The sequence below is a fragment of the Actinomadura litoris genome (genome assembly GCF_009733595.1).
Lineage (GTDB): Bacteria > Actinomycetota > Actinomycetes > Streptosporangiales > Streptosporangiaceae > Spirillospora > Spirillospora litoris.
The window spans coordinates 50,165-65,549 of sequence record NZ_WOFH01000002.1 but is presented as its reverse complement, the minus strand read 5'-3'; the positions used below and the strand labels follow the sequence as shown (position 1 = coordinate 65,549).

The window sequence follows — 15,385 nt, the reverse complement described above, 5'->3', positions numbered from 1 at the left end:
TCACTGGCCGACCGTCACTGGCCGACCGTGACCGGCCCGTGGGGCGGGCGGGCTCAGGCCAGCGAGCCGCCGTCGATGTCGAGGACGGCGCCGGTCACGAAGGACGCCCCCGGCCCGGCCAGGAACACGACTCCCGCGGCGATCTCCTCAGGGCGCCCGTACCGTCCCATCGCGTTGGCGCCCCGCTGGAAGTCCGCGCTGGGCCCGTCCTCGGGGTTCATGTCCGTGTCCACTGGGCCGGACCGGATGACGTTCACGGTGATGCCCCGCGGGCCGAGGTCGCGTGCCGCGCCCTTGCTGTAGCCGACGATGGCGGCCTTGGTCGCCGCGTAGTCGGCCACGCCCGGCCCCGCCGCCCGCTGCGACAGGTTCGAACCGATCGTGATGATCCGGCCGCCCTCGCCCAGAACGGGCGCCGCCGCGCGCACCGCCGCCACGACACCGCCGAGGTTGACGTCGTACTGGTACCGCCGCTCCTCAGGGGACGCCTCGGAGGCGTCGCCGAGCACCTCCCGCAGCATCACGCCCGCGTTGTTGACGAGCACGTCCAGCCGCCCGAAGTCCTTCACGACCCGCTCGACCAACCCCGCCACCTGACCGGGATCGGCCTGGTCGGCCTGGTAGGCGCCGCCCCGGCGGCCGAGCGCCTCGATCTCGCGGACGACCCCCTCCGCCTTGCCCGCGGACGCGGCGTAGCTGATCGCGACGTCCGCGCCCTGCTCGGCCAGCGCGCGCGCCGTCGCCGCCCCGATCCCCCGCGACCCGCCCGTCACCAGCGCGACCCTGCCGTCGAGAACCATCGTCGTCTCCCGTTCGTTCAAGCAACCTTTTATGTACCGATCGGTACTGAACCGGTAGCGTACTATACCGTTCGATACACAAGCGCAGGAGTGGAGTACGGCACATGGCCACCGGACGTCCCCGCGAATTCGATGTGGACGAGCGGCTCGACCGTGCCCTCACCGTCTTCTGGCGGCAGGGGTACGAGGGCACCGCCCTGTCGGACCTGACCAGGGCGATGGGCATCAACCGCCCGAGCCTGTACGCGGCCTACGGCAACAAGGAGGCCCTGTTCCGCAAGGCCGTCGACCGCTACGTGGAGGGCCCGGCGTCCTACGTCCGCGGCGCCCTGGCCAAGCCCACCGCGCGCGCCGTGGCCGAGGCCCTGCTGTACGGCGCCGTCGAGGTCATCACGCGGGGGCCCGGAGGCTGCCTCATCGTGCAGGCCGCGCTCGCCACGGGCGAGCAGAACGAGAGCGTCCGCGAGGAGATCGCGGCGCGGCGCCGGACGGGCGAGCGCGACCTGGCCGCCCGCTTCGAGCGCGCCCGGGCGGAGGGGGACCTCCCCCCGGACATCGACTGCGAGGCCCTGGCCCGCTACGTCTGGTCGATCTCCTACGGCGTCTCCGTCCAGGCCGCCGACGGCGCTTCCAACGACGAGCTGAGGAAGGTGGTCGCGCTGGCCCTCACCCTGTGGCCGAGGCAGGACGCGCCCGACGCGAGGCGGCCCGCCGCTTCCGTGCCAGGGCGGTAGCGGGGTTCCGCGTCAGGACAGGAGGGAGCGCATGCGCGCCTTCTCCTCCTCCAGCAGGTCGGCGGGAATGTCCTCGAAGGCGGTGACGGCGATCTCGCCGCCGTCGTCCTCCCAGACGCCCGCCACTCGCCCTTCGTGCAGGACGACGGGGGAGATCCAGCCGCCCGTCCGGCTGACCGCGCCCCGGTGCTCGGCCGGGATCAGATAGGTCGCCCCCGTGCCCGCCCCCAGTACGTACTGGTCGAACCCTCCGAGCAGCCTGACGGACGAGGTGGGTTCCGTGGCGAGCAACTCGTCCCTGTGCCGCTCCCGCACATACATGGGGACACCCTCCACCTCTACCGTGGCGAGGCCGTCCTCGGCGGCGGCGAACCACGCCTTGACGTCGCGCTTCCGGTTCCCCTTGCGCATCAGCCAGGTGTCGAACTGGTCGGGTGTCGCGGGCCCGTGCGCGCCGAGGTAGGCGTGGACGACCGTCCGGGCGGCCTCGTCCGCCGGGGGAAGGCCCTTCCAGCCGGGAAGCCACTTTTCCGGCGATGCGAAGGTGACGTTGGTGCCCCGGGAGGGGCCGTGGCAGAGCACGCCCCACCAGGCGAGCGGCTTGAGGAGGGTGCCCCAGCCGGAACCGAGCACCTCGGCCAGATGCCTCGACCCCGTCTCCTCGACGACGGCGGTGGTGAGCTCCTCGCGCGTGAGCGCGGCACCGCCCGCGAGCGCCCCGGTCGCGGCCGCCGCGATGGCCTCCAGGTCGGCGGGCGTGGCGCCGAAGGTCCGCTGCCAGGCGCCCTTCTCCCAGTTGCGGACCGCCGAGCACAGCACGAGGTAGGCGGCGGCCTCGTCCGCGGGGAGCAGGTGCAGGGTGCCGCGCATCGCCCAGGTCTTGACGAGGGTCCGCTCCTCCAGGAGGGCGCGCGGCACCTCCCCCGGGGCGGGGCCCGTCCGCCGGAGCGCGACGGCGGTCTCGGCGGCGGACGCCACCTGCGCCTGCACACCGGCCAACCGCCGCGCGACGTCCGTCGCCGACACGTCCGCCGCCGGGTCGAGGTACTGCCGCCGCATCCGCCAGGCCAGCACCTGCGCCCATGTCACCGAAGCCATGCCCCGATTACATCGCGGCCCGCCGACAGTACGGATCGCCGGGTGGCCCGCCGTGGTGGTCCAGGTCAGACGAGGCGGTGCGCGAGGTCGGCGAAGGCGTCCCGGACGTCGTCGGTGGTGAGCAGCGTGAGGTCCGCGGTGGTCGCGGCGGAGCCGAGCTCGGCCGCGCGCAGGGCACGGCACGCGCACGCCTTCTCGTACATGGACCGGGCGAAGCGTCCGTTGCCGAGTTCGTCGATCCGGCCCGTCCCGCATGCGCGCTGGAACACCAGGGCGAGGTCGTCCAGCGCCTGCTCCTCCCATTGGTCGCCGCCCTGCTCCGCGATGAGCTGCGCGATGCGGAGGAGTTCGTCAGGGCCGTAGGAGGGGAAGTCCACGCGCACGTCGAAACGGGAGGCCAGCCCGGGGTTGGACGAGAGGAAGCGCTCCATGTCGGCCTCGTATCCGGCGAGCACGACCACGAGCCGGTCGCGGTCGTCCTCCGCGCGCTTGAGCAGCGTCTGCACCGCCTCCGCGCCGAACGCGTCGCCGCCCGAGTAGCCCGCGTTGGTCAGCGCGTAGGCTTCGTCCACGAACAGGACGCCGCCGAGCGCGGAGTCGACCACCTTGTTCGTCTTCAGCGCGGTCGCGCCGAGGTGCTCGCCGACGAGGTCGGCGCGCTGGGCCTCGACGACCTCCGGGCGGGCCAGCAGTCCGGCGGCGGCGAAGATCCGGCCGAGCACCCGCGCGACCGTGGTCTTGCCGGTGCCCGGCGGCCCGGCGAACACGAAATGCCTGGTCGGCGGGCGGGTGACGAGCCCCTGCTCCTGCCGCATCCGGGCGACCTGGAGCTGCGCGGCGATCTCGCGGACCTGCCGCTTCACCGGCTCCAGGCCGATCATCGCCTCCAGGGACGCCAGCGCCTCGTCCAGCGTCGGGGTCTCGGCGTAGCCCCGGTACCTCTCGGTCACCTCCGCGTAGGCGGCCTCGACGTCCTCGGCGCGCAGCGTGACCAGGTCCTCGGCGCTGGGCCTGGCCGGCTCGCCCGAGGACGAGACGGACTCGACGACCCGCACGTCCCGCGCGCGGGCCGCCGCCTCGGTGAGCGACCGGACGAAGCGCCCGTTGCCCAGCTCGTCGATGATCCCGCGCCGCTCGACCTCCTCGAACCGGACCGCGAGGCGGCGCCGGGCCTCCCCGTCCAGCCGGTCCTCGCGGAGGCCGGTGTGGTAGTCGGCCATGCGCAGGAGCTCGGCGGGGCGGTACGACGGGAAGCGCACGCGCGTACCGAACCGGGACGCGAGCCCGGGGTTGGAGGACAGGAACTCCTCCATCTGCGCGTCGTATCCGGCGAGGATGATGACGAGGTTGTCGCGGTCGTCCTCGGCGCGCTTGAGCAGCGTCTGCACCGCCTCGTCCCCGAACCGGTCGGGCTGGCCCTCGGCGGAGTTCACCAGGCCGTACGCCTCGTCGATGAACAGCAGCCCGCCGAGCGCCGAGTCGACGAGCCGGTTGGTCTTGAGGGCGGTGGCGCCCAGGAACTCACCGACCAGGTCCGCCCGCTGCGCCTCCACCACGGCCGGCTCGGGCAGCAGCCCGAACGCGTAGAAGATCTTGGCCAGGACGCGCGCGACGGTGGTCTTGCCGGTGCCCGGCGGCCCGACGAACACGAAATGCCGCATGGGCTTCTCCGTGGGCACCCCGGCGGCGGCACGCATATGCGCGGCCTCTATGGACGCGGCTATGGAGCGCACCTGGCGCTTGACCGGTTCGAGGCCGATCATGCCTTCGAGTTCCTCCAGCGCCTCGGCCACCGACAGGGACGGCGCCTCCTCGGCACGCCCCTCCGGGGACGCCGCCTGTTCGGGCACGGGCGCCGCGTCGTCCGCCTGCGCGGCGGCACGCTGCTCCTGGGCGGACGGTGCGGGCGGCATTCCCACCGGCGCGGGTTCGTCCCCGGGCGGCGCGCTGCCCGACCTGTCACTCGATCCCGCTCCCCCTCCGCGCCGGTCACGCCTGTCCGGTCCCGGCGGGTTCTTGGACGGCCCCGGCACGCTCTCCCCCTTGGAGTTGGACTGCTCCTGAACCCAGCCCGTCTCGTACGCCTCCGCGGGCACCGCGCGCCGCGCCTGGTCCCACCGGTAGAACAGGACGGCCAGGGCGGCGGCCCAGCCAGGGGCCACGTTGGCGGCCGGGAGCGGATGCACGACGGCGGCGGTGACGACCCCTGCCGCGGCCAGGGCGAGCGCCACGGTCCGCCAGGGCGTGTAGCCGCGGAGACGGAACGCGGCGAACGCCACCGGCAGGGCGAGAACGGCCAAGAGCAGGGCGGGGTTGAGATAGGGCGGGCGTCCGTCGTCCGGGTAGAGCCCGCCCAGCGGAATCGACAGCGCCAGCCATGTCGTCATCACCGCGATGGTGGCCATGCCACTGGGTGAGCGCAGGGTCAGGTGGACGACGACGAGCAGGATGACCGTGAAGGCGGCGGCGCCCAGGACCGGTCCGTCCAGGAAGACCACGGCCGAGAGCACCAGGGCGACGAGCAGCACCCCGCCCAGGAAACGCAGCCCCGGGGTGACCTGGAAGTAGCGCACCCGCAGGCGCTCGAATAGATCCCGTGCCCGGGCGCCCTTCGCCGGTCGGGAGCGTGACCTGCCGAACAAAGCCATCAAAGCCGAGTAAAGCGCAGGACGTGCCAGAACGGGACTCCCCACACGCGGTTCCTTGGCAGAGGACGGGAGGAGCCCGTGCCGGTTCATGGGCGCACCTCGCATGGCACCGGGACATTTGTACTGTCCACAAGCGGATGTACGGCTCTGTAGAAGGAACGGGCTCATTCCCTACCGTCGTCACGGTAAAAGCCGGGCGGTGACGGAACGCGGGAGTGCCGTGTCCATGAACGTGACCGGAGGCTACGAGGCGATGCGGACGGCGAACGGATCGTGACGCTCGGCGCGCTCCGGTCGACGCCCGCTCCCTGCTCCGTCACGGCCCTCCGCCGGTGTTCGCCCCGGTCAGGAGGACACCACCGGCCCGCATACGGTGTTCCCCGTGGCGAAGGAGGGCGGTAGGTGAGCTTTTGGAAGGGACCGCCGACCCCGCGACTCCCCGACCTGGATCTGGAGAAGGTGGAGCGGAAGGGCCCCGGTAGGCGAACGTTCATTTTCTGGATGATCCTGCTTGTGTGGCCTCTCTGGGACATGGCCGGCGGCCACGCCGAACCGCTGTGGCTGGCGTGCGTCGCCCTCGCCGCGGTGGCCGCCGTGCACGTGGCCATCGTCCTGACCGCGTTCGACGGTCGTGTGCCCATGCGGATCCCCATCAGCCTGGTCGTCGCCCAGACGGGGCTCACGTCCGTCGTCGCGGTCGGGTTCAAGGGCGGCTGGTACTCGCTCTTCCCGCTGTTGGGCCTCGCCACCGGCGTCGTCGTGGGCCACGCCTCCAGGCAGGCGCGGGGCCCGGAGGCGTCGATGCTGCTGGGCATCGGCGGCGTCTCGGCCGTCTGCGGCCTGGCCGGGTGGGTGGGCGGCGAGGACGGCACGAGCATCCTCGGCAACTCCTACGGGACGATCACGGCGGGGTTGGTGACGGCCGTCATCCTGCGGCTCTTCAGCGCCATCACGCTGCTCCGCGACGCGCGCGAGGAGCTAGCCGAGGCCGCCGTGACGCAGGAGCGGCTCCGCTTCTCCCGGGACCTCCACGACCTGCTGGGGCACACGCTCTCGCTCATGGTCGTCAAGGCGCAGGCCATCCGGCTCGTCGCGGACCGCGATCCCGTGCTCGCCGCCGAGCAGGCCACCGACATCGAGACCGTGGGGCGGCGGGCGCTGGGTGAGGTGCGCCAGGCGGTCAGCGGCTATCGCGGGCGCGGCCTGGCGGACGAACTCGACGCCGCCCGCACGGCGCTGTGCGACGCGGGCGTGGACGCGACCGTGCTCCGCGACGGCCCTCCCCTTCCGGCCGGGCCCGACGCCCTGCTGGGCTGGGCGGTGCGGGAGGGCGTCACCAACGTCATCCGGCACAGCGGCGCCCGCCGTTGCGAGATCTCCGTCCGGAACGACGGTGAGCGCGTGGTCCTTGAGCTGAAGGACGACGGCGTGGGCCCGGGTGGTGCCGTGCCTGACGTCAACGGTTCGGAGTACGGCGCCTACGGTGTGCGTGGCGGGCACGGCCTACGCGGGCTCACCGAGCGGATGGCGGTGGCGGACGGCACGGTCGAGGCCGGTCCGGCACCGGGCGGCGGTTTCCTGCTGGCCGTCACCGTCCCTGTGACCCCGTCCCTATGAGAACGCCGCTTTTTCGCGTCGTCTCTATAACCGTGCCGGGGAGAATGGGGCCGGGAGGTGGCACGTGATCAGAGTTCTGCTCGCCGAGGACCAGGGCATGATGCGGAGCGCGCTCGCCCTCCTGCTGGGCCTGGAAGAGGACATCGAGGTCGTCGCGCAGGTGGGGAACGGCACCGACGCCCTGCCCGAGGCGTTGCGGACCCGGCCCGACGCGGCGGTGCTCGACATCGAGCTGCCCGGCCGCAGCGGACTGGACGTCGCCGCCGACCTGCGCCGGGAGCTTCCCGCATGCAAGGTCCTCATCGTCACCACGTTCGGGCGTCCGGGCTATCTGCGCCGTGCCATGGAAGCGGGTGTGAGCGGTTTCCTCGTCAAGGACGGCCCCATCGAGGGCCTCGTCGCGGCCCTGCGCCGGATACTCGCCGGGGAGCAGGTCGTCGACCCCGTCCTGGCCACGACCGCCCTGTCCGTGGGGCCGAACCCGCTGACCGGGCGCGAGCGGGACGTCCTCACCGCCGCCGCGGACGGATCGACCGTGGCCGACATCGCGGCGCGCCTGCACCTGTCGGAGAGCACCGTCCGCAACTACCTGTCCGCCGCCATCGGGAAGACGCACGCGCGCAACCGCATCGAGGCCGTCGGCACGGCCCGCCACAATGGTTGGCTATGACCGCGCCTGGAGACCGCCTGCGCGTCCACTTCCCGAGGGGGACCCCTTGACCGACCCGACCGGTTCCCTGCCCGGTCTGACCTCCGCCGCCGCGCCCGTCGCACGTCCGCGGACGCCGCGCGTCGCCGGATACGAGATCGAGCACGAGCTGCGGGCCGCGCTCGCGGACGGGGGCCGCCCCCTCCGGATCGCCGGCGTCGACGAGGTCGGCCGCGGCGCCTGGGCCGGGCCCGTCGTCGTGTGCGCCGCCGTCACCGACCTGAGCCCGCCCCCCGTCCTGCGGGGACGGGGCGAGCGGACCATCGGCCTCACCGACTCCAAGCTCCTCACCGAGGCGCACCGCGAGTCGTTCGCCGAACTGCTCCCGGGGTGGCTGGACGCGCACGCCTTGGGCGCGTCCGGCCCGGAGGAGATCGACGAGGTCGGCATGACGGAAGCCCTCCGCCGCGCGGCGGTGCGCGCGCTGGAAGCGCTGCCCGTCCCGCCCGACATCGTGATCCTGGACGGCAAGCACGACTTCCTCCGCCGCCCCTGGCGCGTGCGGTGCGAGATCAAGGCCGACCAGCGGTCGGTGACGGTCGCGGCCGCCTCCGTCCTGGCGAAGGTCCACCGGGACGGGCTCATGACCGTCCTGGACGAGGAGTTCCCCGGATACGGCTTCGCGGAGAGCGCCGGCTACCCGTCCCCCGTCCATCAGAAGGGGTTGGAGGAGTACGGCCCCACCCCGCACCACAGGATGTCGTGGTCCTACCTGGACGACCTACCGCGCTGGCGCCACCTGAAGAAGCACCGCGACCCGCTTGCGGGGGAAGGCCAACTCAGCCTCCTTTAAGGCGCCGGCGCCTTGTGACGTCGTTCTCGGCCGTCCATGAGTCACCTCCGCCTGGCCGGGTAGGGCGGCGCCAACGGGAGGTACACGCCATGAACACCGTCACCAGGAAGTTGCTGCGGGAGTCCGGCACGACGTTCGCCGAGGAGGTCGGCGTCCCGCTGAAGGACCAGCCCGCCGCGCTGTTCAAGCTGCTGGTCCTCGCCGACCTGCTGAGCGCACGCATCTCCTCGGGGGTCGCCATGGCCGCCGCGCGGGAGCTGTTCGACGCGGGCGGCGGGACGCCGCGCGGCATGAGCGGGCTGACCTGGCAGCAGCGGGTCGACGCGCTGGGCCGGGGCCACTACGTCCGCTACGACGAGAGCACCGCGACCCGCCTCGGCGAGGTCGCGCGGATGGTCCAGGACAAGTACCGGGGCGATCTGCGCAGGCTCGCCGCCGAGGCGGACCACGACCCGGGAAAGGCCGCCGAACTCCTTCGGGAGTTCCCCGGCATCGGCCCCACCGGCGTCGACATCTTCTGCCGGGAGGCCCAGGCCATGTGGCCGTGGCTCCGCCCCTACGTCGACTCCCAGGTCAGGAAGGGCGCCGAACGGGTCGGCCTGCCCAGCGCCCCGGACAAGCTCGCCGCGCAGGTGCCGGCCAAGGACCTGGCGCACCTCACGGCCGCGCTGGTCCGGGTGTCCCGCGACAAGAGGCTGGCCGACTCGGTCACCTCCTCCTGACGCCCCTGGGCGGCGTCACAGCCGGACGATGACCTCGTCGATCGGCTTCCGGGTGATGTCGGGGACCATCGCGTCGTCCGCCGGATAGCCGACGGGGATGACGACGTATGCGCGCTCCTCCTGCGGCCGGTCGCAGACCTCGTTCAGGAAGCGCATGGGGCTGGGCGTGTGGGTCAGCGTTGCCAGGCCCGCCTGGTGGAGCCCCGCCAGGAGGAACCCCACGGCGATCCCCACGGACTCCTTCACGTAGTAGGGACGCGGCGTCTCCGGGCCCTTGTGCACCTCGAAGACGATGATGACCGCGGGCGCGTCCTCCAGGAACGGCTTGCGCCAGTCGGTGCCCAGCGGCGCCAGGGCCTCCAGCCACTCCTGCGAGGCCCGCCGCTCGTAGAACTCGCGCTCCTCCTGCTCGGCGGCCTCCCGCAGGCGCCTCTTGCGTTCGGGGTCGGTCACCACCACGAACCGCCACGGCTGCAGGTTCGCGCCGCTCGGCGCGGTCGCCGCCGCCCGGATCGCGTGGTCGATGACGTCCGGCGGCACCGGGCGGCGGGAGAAGTCGCGCACGGTGCGGCGCAACGTCATCGAGTCCGCGAACGCCTGCGCCCGCTGGACCGCCTGCTCGCCCGGCACGTCGAAATGGGGCGCCGGCACGACCGGGTACTGCCACTGAGTGCTCATGGGACAGTTCCTACCGCGCGCCTCCGGCCCCGGACAACAGGCAAGACCAGCCAACGTTCCGCGGCCGCCGCGGCACGGGCGGGGCGAACCCTCAGTCCTTGCCGCGCGAGGCGACCCAGTCGAGGTTCCAGCCGTATGCCTGGTCGACCGTCATCTTCCCCCAGCGCGGACGCCCCGGGGGCGGCAGGACGTAGCGGCCCTCACGCCGCACGACCAGCTCGCCGCCCACGTTCTCGATGAGCGCGAGCACCGCGTCACGCGAGGCGTCGGTGCAGTCGTTCATCTGCATCTCGATGGGAGGCGACCCCACCGGATACAGCGTGGCCACCGCGTCCAGACCGCGGAAGTCGTCCGCGCCGTCGTAGATCTCGGCGAACACCAGGATCCGCTTGAACTTCGTGGTGAAGTCGAGGTTGATGGTGAGGTTCTCCCCCGACTCCACCGCGCCCGTGCGGTCGTCCTTGTCGAGCTTGATGAACGGCGGGCGGTCGAGCGCGCCCATGTCGCCGAGCGCGTGGATGATGCCCTTCCGGCCGTCCGTCAGCTCCCACAGGCAGCACAGGTCCAGGTCGAGGTCGACGCCGCGGCGGCGCTTGCCCAGCCGTCCCTTGGCGACGCCCTCCCGCGCGGTCCAGTTCAGGTTGACGCGCATGTGCCCGGAGGTCGCGCCGTGCTTGGTGAGCGAGACCGACGGCGAGTTCTTGGTGAGGGAGATCTTGCCGCCCTGCGGCTGCGGCTGCGGCGGCGCGGCCTGCGGCTGCTGGCCGTACGCGGGCGCGGGTGGCGGCGGCGCGTACTGCCCGGGCTGGGGCGGCGCGTACTGCTCCGGAGGAGGGGGCGCGTACTGCCCGGGGGGAGGCGGCGAGTACTGGCCGGGAGGGGGCGGGGCGAACTGCCCGGGCGGAGGCGGGCTGTACTGGCCGCCGGGCGGGGGCGGCGGAGGCGCGTACTGGCCCTGCCCCGGAGGAGGAGGCGGCATGTACTGGCCGCCCGGCGGAGGCGGCGGCGTCTGCGGCTGAGGGGGCGACGGCTGCTGCGGAGGGGTCGGCTGCGCCGGAGCCGCCGGAGGCGGCACGGCCTCCTGCCCCGGCTCGTCGACCGAGATGCCGAAGTCGGTCGCCAGCCCCCCGAGACCCGAGTCGTACCCCTGGCCGATGGCGCGGAACTTCCACGCCCCCTGGCGCCGGTAGAGCTCGCCGAGGACGAAGGCGGTCTCCGTGGTCGCGCCCTCGCTGTCGAACCGGGCGACCTCCGTGCCGGCCGCCGCGTCCACCACGCGCACGTACAGGCCCTGGAACTGGCCGAAGGTGCCGCCGTCCGAGGAGGCCGCGATCACGATCTTCTCGATGTCGGGTTCCACCCGCGCGAGCTCGACCGACAGGACGTCCAGGACGGTCGGGCCCTGCCGCTTGCCCTCATGCCGGACGGCGCCCGAACCGTGCGCGGGCTGGTTGTAGAAGACGAAGTCGTCGTCCGAGCGCACCCGTCCCGTGCCCGCGAGCAGGAGCGCGGACGCGTCCGCGTCCGGCACGCCCGGGCCACCCTGCCAGCCGAGCTCGACCCGGACCGAGGGAACCGGCACCGCGGTGTTGGCGCCCTTCTGCATGGACATGAACGCTCCTCATCATCAGCCGACGTGACCAACCTAGAGGCAGTCGCTCGGCCCCGCGACCTGCCACGAGGGGAGGACGGACGACACCGCCGCGGAGTTCCGCCCACCTGGGCCGCCGCCCCCGCGCGCCCGTCTATACGCGCTTGGCGGTCGCGTTCGCGTCCTCGGGAGGAGCGCCTGGGAGCGGCGCGGGCTCAGGCGAGCGGAGCCCGTCCAGCACGACCTGGAGGTTGCGGTCCCACTGCCGGTGGCCCGCGCGGAGGCCCAGCGTGTGCGCCGTCGTGGAGACCGACACCAGCAGGAAGGCGACGTCCTTCCAGGTGACGTCGGCGCGCATGGCCCCGGCGCCCTGCGCCCGCTCGACCAGCAGGCGGATGCGGTCGCGCAGTTCGGAGCGGGCGTGGTCGAGGGATCCGCCGGCCGCCTCGTTGATGTCGCACAGCTCGTTGCGGAGGCGGATGTAGTCCCCGGCGAACCCGGCGAAGCCCGCCCAGGGATCGGGGTCGGCGAGGCCCTCGTCGCCCCTGGCGACGATCTCTTCCACCATCTCGGCGAGAACCGCTTCGAGCAGCAGTTCCAGGGTGCTCACCCGGCGGTAGAACGTCCCCACGCCGACCCCGGCGCGGCGGGCGATCTCGTGCGCGGTGACCTCGCCGCCGACCTCGGCGGCCGCCTCCCGGGCCGCCCGGACGAGCCGCTCCACGTTGCGCCGGGCGTCGGCGCGCGGCCGGCGGCCCGAGCCGTCGTCGAGCAGCCGGTCGACGGCGCTGGAAGTCGAGGTCATGGCCCCATTCTACCGATAAGCGGACACTTACACTCCGTTTTAAGTGGACAAGCGGAGTCCGCTTGGGCTACCGTCGACGAAAGCGGACCAGAACTGTCCGTTTAGATCGCCAGGGGGGACCTCGAATGACCAGCCAGAACATCCGCGTGGGCATCATCGGCGCGAGCCCCGACCGGGGGTGGGCGGCACGGGCGCACATCCCCGCGCTGCGCGCCCTGCCCGGCTACGAGATCACCGCCGTCGGCACCAGCCGCAGCGACAGCGCGCGGGAGGCCGCCCGCCGGTTCGACGTCCCGCACGCGTTCACCGACGCGCGGGAACTGGCGGCGCACCCCGAGGTCGACCTGGTCATCGTCACCGTGAAGGTCCCCGCGCACGACGAACTCGTCCGGGCGGCGCTGGAGGCGGGCAAGCACGTGTACTGCGAGTGGCCGCTGGCCCGCACCACCGCCGAGGCCGAGGAGCTCGCGCGGCTGGCGGAGGACGTCGGGGTCCGGCACGCGGTGGGGCTCCAGGCGCGCTTCTCCCCCGCGGTCCGCTACGCGCGCGACCTCGTGGCCGACGGTTATGTCGGACGGGTGACCTCAGTCAACGTCTACTCGGCACGCGGCAAGGGCGCCGCCGGCCAGGTCCCGCCGTGGTGGGCTTACACCTTCGACGCCGTCAACGCCGCGGGAACCCTTGAGGTGGGCGCCGGCCACACCCTCGACGCCCTGGAGTTCCTGGCGGGCGAGATCTCCGAGCTCTCCTCCTCGCTGGCGGTCCAGCGCACCGGGTACACCGTCCAGGGCACCGGCGAGCCGGTCACGGCGACCACCCCCGACCAGATCGCCGTCACCGCCGCCCTCGCCGGCGGCGCGACGGCCGTCGTCCACGTGCACGACGGCAAGGTCAGCGACGCCCGCACCCGCATCGAGATCGCGGGCACCGACGGCGACCTGGCGGTGCTGTCCAGCGGCCCGGCCGCCGCCCAGGGCGTCCAGATCGGCGAGCTGGCCGTGCACGGCCGAGGCTCCCGCCTCCCGATCCCCGACCGCTACCTGTGGGCGCCCGAGGCCGCCCGCGACGTGGAGATCGTCAACGTGGCCCAGTTCTACGCCAGGCTCGCCGACGACATCCGCACCGGAACCGCCCACACACCCGACTTCCACCAGGGCATACGCATGCACCGCCTGCTCGACGCCGTCCGCGAGTCGGCCGAGACCGGCACGCGGAGAGCGGTCACGGCACCCGCCCGATCCACTCCGGCGCGGTGAACTTGTCGGCGACGTACTTGTCGGCCAGCCGCAGCTCGTCCTCGCTGAGCCGGTCGTCCAGCAGCCCGTAGCGGCCCCGGAAGTGCCCGATCATCCGGTCGATGATCTCCTCCCGGGGCAGCCCGGTCTGCCGCCGCAGCGGGTCGACCCGCTTCTTCGCGCTCGCGATGCCCTTGTCCGACAGCTTCTCCCGGCCGATCCGCAGCACCTGCAGCATCTTCCCGGCGTCGATGTCGTAGGCCATCGTCACGTGGTGCAGCACCGACCCCGAGGCCAGCCGCTTCTGCGCCGCCCCAGCGATCTTGCCCTGATCCGAGGTGATGTCGTTCAGCGGCTGGTACCAGGCCCGCACCCCCATCTCACCGAGGGCGCCCAAGACCCAGTCGTCGAGGAAGGCATAGCTCTCGGCGAACGACATGCCCGCCACCAGCGTCTCCGGCGCGTACAGCGAATAGGTGATCGTGTTGCCCGGCTCGATGAACATCGCTCCTCCGCCGCTGATCCGGCGGACGACCTCCACCCCGTGCCGCTCCGCGGCCTCCCCGTCGACCTCGTTGCGCAGCGACTGGAAGCTCCCGATGACCACCGCCGGCGACGCCCACTCCCACACCCTCAGCGTGGGCGGCCTGCGCCCGGCCCCGACCTCCTCGGCGAGCACCTGGTCGAGCGCCATGTGCAGCGCGGGCTCCTGCGGCTCGTTATGGATCAGCCGCCACTCGTGGTCGCGCCAGTCCGACGCCCGCGAGACCGCCCGCCGGACCGCGATCCCCACGGCCTCGGCGGTGATCCCCAGCATCACCGTCCCCGGGGGCAGCCCACCCTGGACCCGCGCGCCGATCTCCTTGGCCTCCAACCCGGCGGGCAATCCCTCCAGAACGGCGTTGACGGCCTCCAGCGCCTCGTCCGGCTCAAGGAAGAAGTCCCCGCTCACCCGCGGGCCGCGCAGCAACCCGTCCACGACATCCACATCGACGACCACGAGCTTGCCGCCGGGCACCTTGTATTCACCGTGCATCACACCACCTCAAACCCCGCCACTCCCCCACCGACTCCGCCCCCCCCGCCCAGCACCGCCCCCGGTTCCCTCGCCCCCCCGAAACGGCCCCTCGACCGGCCCTGAACACCGACACGCCCCCCTACACCCCGAAAACAAGGGCTCACACCCGACACCACCCCAACTCCCAGCACCCGCCAGGCCGGCCGAACACCCCTCCCACTCCTGGCCGGGCCGGCGAGCCGGCGATCAGCGCCCAGACCGAAATCGGCTCGCGCGCGCCGCTCCCCGACTGCCACGCTGCCCTGATGGATCATGCGGAGGTACTGCTCATCGGAGGCCGGGCGGGTGTCGGCAAGACGACGGTGGGATGGGAGGTCTCGGCCCTGCTGCGCGCCGCGGCCGTCCCCCACGCGATCGTCGAGGGCGACTTCATGGGGAAGGTGCACCCGGCACCGGACGGAGACCCCGATCGCGCGAAGATCACCGAGAGCAACCTGGCCGCGGTCTGGGCGAACTTCGCCGAGCGCGGCTACCGCCGCCTGATCTACACCAACACCCTCAGCGTCCTTCCCGAGACGACACCCATGTTCCAGCGCGCCCTCGGGCCCGGTGCTCGGATCATACGAGTGCTGCTGACCGCGTCCGACGACACGGCCCGCGAGCGCCTGCTGGGCCGGGAGATCGGCTCGGAGCTGGAGCAGGAACTGCGGGGCGGCATCCGCAAGGCGCGGCTCCTGGACCGCCAGGTCTCCGCCCAGACCGTCCGCGTGGCGACCGACGGGCGACCGGTGACGGACATCGCACGGGAGGTGACGTCCGCGACCGACTGGCTCGCCCCCGACCACCCCCGCGACACGTAGCCACGCGACCAGCGCAACGCCGACGTTGACAGGACCGCCCGGCGCGGCGCCACCTGATCAAAGCGGCAGGTGCACAG

Annotated in this window: 14 protein-coding genes; 7 read left to right on the top strand and 7 right to left on the bottom strand. The window is 72.8% G+C overall.

The genetic code is table 11. The features are described from left to right. Window positions 1-53: 53 nt before the first annotated feature. The gene (locus tag GNZ18_RS04770) at window positions 54-821 is read right to left on the bottom strand and encodes an SDR family NAD(P)-dependent oxidoreductase (protein WP_246249450.1); all 768 of its coding nucleotides are present in this window, start codon (window positions 819-821) and stop codon (window positions 54-56) included. Between the two features lie 83 nt (window positions 822-904). Between GNZ18_RS04770 and GNZ18_RS04765 the strand changes: the two genes are divergently transcribed. Then, window positions 905-1,534 (top strand): TetR/AcrR family transcriptional regulator, encoded by a 630-nt coding sequence (locus GNZ18_RS04765; protein ID WP_156214906.1) that lies wholly within the window; start codon window positions 905-907, stop codon window positions 1,532-1,534. A 12-nt stretch (window positions 1,535-1,546) separates the two neighbouring features. Here GNZ18_RS04765 and GNZ18_RS04760 read toward each other — a convergent pair whose 3' ends face one another. Both GNZ18_RS04760 and GNZ18_RS04755 read right to left on the bottom strand, forming a co-directional pair. After that, a complete protein-coding gene (locus GNZ18_RS04760) occupies window positions 1,547-2,632 on the bottom strand; it encodes a winged helix DNA-binding domain-containing protein (RefSeq protein WP_156214905.1) in 1,086 nt (361 codons plus the stop codon). A gap of 65 nt (window positions 2,633-2,697) precedes the next feature. After that, window positions 2,698-5,280, bottom strand: a complete 2,583-nt coding sequence (locus GNZ18_RS04755; protein WP_156214904.1) for an AAA family ATPase — start codon at window positions 5,278-5,280, stop codon at window positions 2,698-2,700. Between the two features lie 501 nt (window positions 5,281-5,781). On the opposite strand from GNZ18_RS04755, the gene GNZ18_RS04750 reads away from it, so the two are divergent. From GNZ18_RS04750 to GNZ18_RS04735, 4 genes are all read left to right on the top strand, one after another. Then, window positions 5,782-6,897, top strand: coding sequence for a sensor histidine kinase (locus GNZ18_RS04750; RefSeq protein ID WP_156214903.1), 1,116 nt, complete (start codon window positions 5,782-5,784; stop codon window positions 6,895-6,897). A gap of 64 nt (window positions 6,898-6,961) precedes the next feature. Then, window positions 6,962-7,567 carry a response regulator transcription factor gene (locus GNZ18_RS04745; RefSeq protein WP_312874302.1) on the top strand — a complete coding sequence of 202 codons (606 nt, stop codon included), beginning with the start codon at window positions 6,962-6,964 and terminating at the stop codon, window positions 7,565-7,567. 76 nt (window positions 7,568-7,643) lie between these two features. Then, window positions 7,644-8,399, top strand: a complete 756-nt coding sequence (gene rnhB, locus GNZ18_RS04740) for a ribonuclease HII (RefSeq protein ID WP_246249468.1) — start codon at window positions 7,644-7,646, stop codon at window positions 8,397-8,399. An 89-nt stretch (window positions 8,400-8,488) separates the two neighbouring features. Then, complete coding sequence (locus tag GNZ18_RS04735; protein WP_156214901.1) at window positions 8,489-9,121, top strand: HhH-GDP family DNA glycosylase; 633 nt, start codon at window positions 8,489-8,491, stop codon at window positions 9,119-9,121. A gap of 15 nt (window positions 9,122-9,136) precedes the next feature. On the opposite strand, the gene GNZ18_RS04730 is transcribed toward GNZ18_RS04735, so the two are convergent. The 3 genes from GNZ18_RS04730 to GNZ18_RS04720 all read right to left on the bottom strand — a co-directional run bounded on the left by GNZ18_RS04730 (window position 9,137) and on the right by GNZ18_RS04720 (window position 12,195). Then, a complete protein-coding gene (locus tag GNZ18_RS04730) occupies window positions 9,137-9,799 on the bottom strand; it encodes a nitroreductase family protein (protein WP_156214900.1) in 663 nt (220 codons plus the stop codon). A gap of 91 nt (window positions 9,800-9,890) precedes the next feature. Next, window positions 9,891-11,411 carry a TerD family protein gene (locus tag GNZ18_RS41810; RefSeq protein WP_246249449.1) on the bottom strand — a complete coding sequence of 507 codons (1,521 nt, stop codon included), beginning with the start codon at window positions 11,409-11,411 and terminating at the stop codon, window positions 9,891-9,893. Window positions 11,412-11,544: 133 nt separating this feature from the next. Then, complete coding sequence (locus GNZ18_RS04720) at window positions 11,545-12,195, bottom strand: TetR/AcrR family transcriptional regulator (RefSeq protein ID WP_156214899.1); 651 nt, start codon at window positions 12,193-12,195, stop codon at window positions 11,545-11,547. 125 nt (window positions 12,196-12,320) lie between these two features. Between GNZ18_RS04720 and GNZ18_RS04715 the strand changes: the two genes are divergently transcribed. Then, window positions 12,321-13,451: a Gfo/Idh/MocA family protein gene (locus tag GNZ18_RS04715; RefSeq protein WP_156214898.1), complete on the top strand. Its 1,131-nt coding sequence runs from the start codon at window positions 12,321-12,323 to the stop codon at window positions 13,449-13,451. On the opposite strand, the gene lplAB is transcribed toward GNZ18_RS04715, so the two are convergent. Next, window positions 13,417-14,466, bottom strand: coding sequence for a lipoate-protein ligase LplAB (gene lplAB / locus GNZ18_RS04710; protein WP_156214897.1), 1,050 nt, complete (start codon window positions 14,464-14,466; stop codon window positions 13,417-13,419). The two genes, GNZ18_RS04715 and lplAB, sit on opposite strands and share 35 nt — an antisense overlap. Window positions 14,467-14,753: 287 nt before the next feature. On the opposite strand from lplAB, the gene GNZ18_RS04705 reads away from it, so the two are divergent. Beyond that, complete coding sequence (locus GNZ18_RS04705) at window positions 14,754-15,308, top strand: ATP-binding protein (protein WP_156214896.1); 555 nt, start codon at window positions 14,754-14,756, stop codon at window positions 15,306-15,308. Window positions 15,309-15,385: the final 77 nt, after the last annotated feature.

Coding starts and splice junctions, on each gene's coding strand:
- GNZ18_RS04765 (WP_156214906.1), top strand. CDS start 905: ATGGCCACCGGACGTCCCCGCGAATTCGATGTGGACGAGCGGCTCGAC.
- GNZ18_RS04760 (WP_156214905.1), bottom strand. CDS start 2,632: ATGGCTTCGGTGACATGGGCGCAGGTGCTGGCCTGGCGGATGCGGCGG.
- GNZ18_RS04755 (WP_156214904.1), bottom strand. CDS start 5,280: ATGGCTTTGTTCGGCAGGTCACGCTCCCGACCGGCGAAGGGCGCCCGG.
- GNZ18_RS04750 (WP_156214903.1), top strand. CDS start 5,782: ATGATCCTGCTTGTGTGGCCTCTCTGGGACATGGCCGGCGGCCACGCC.
- GNZ18_RS04735 (WP_156214901.1), top strand. CDS start 8,489: ATGAACACCGTCACCAGGAAGTTGCTGCGGGAGTCCGGCACGACGTTC.
- GNZ18_RS04730 (WP_156214900.1), bottom strand. CDS start 9,799: ATGAGCACTCAGTGGCAGTACCCGGTCGTGCCGGCGCCCCATTTCGAC.
- GNZ18_RS41810 (WP_246249449.1), bottom strand. CDS start 11,411: ATGTCCATGCAGAAGGGCGCCAACACCGCGGTGCCGGTTCCCTCGGTC.
- GNZ18_RS04720 (WP_156214899.1), bottom strand. CDS start 12,195: ATGACCTCGACTTCCAGCGCCGTCGACCGGCTGCTCGACGACGGCTCG.
- GNZ18_RS04715 (WP_156214898.1), top strand. CDS start 12,321: ATGACCAGCCAGAACATCCGCGTGGGCATCATCGGCGCGAGCCCCGAC.
- lplAB (WP_156214897.1), bottom strand. CDS start 14,466: ATGCACGGTGAATACAAGGTGCCCGGCGGCAAGCTCGTGGTCGTCGAT.
- GNZ18_RS04705 (WP_156214896.1), top strand. CDS start 14,754: ATGGATCATGCGGAGGTACTGCTCATCGGAGGCCGGGCGGGTGTCGGC.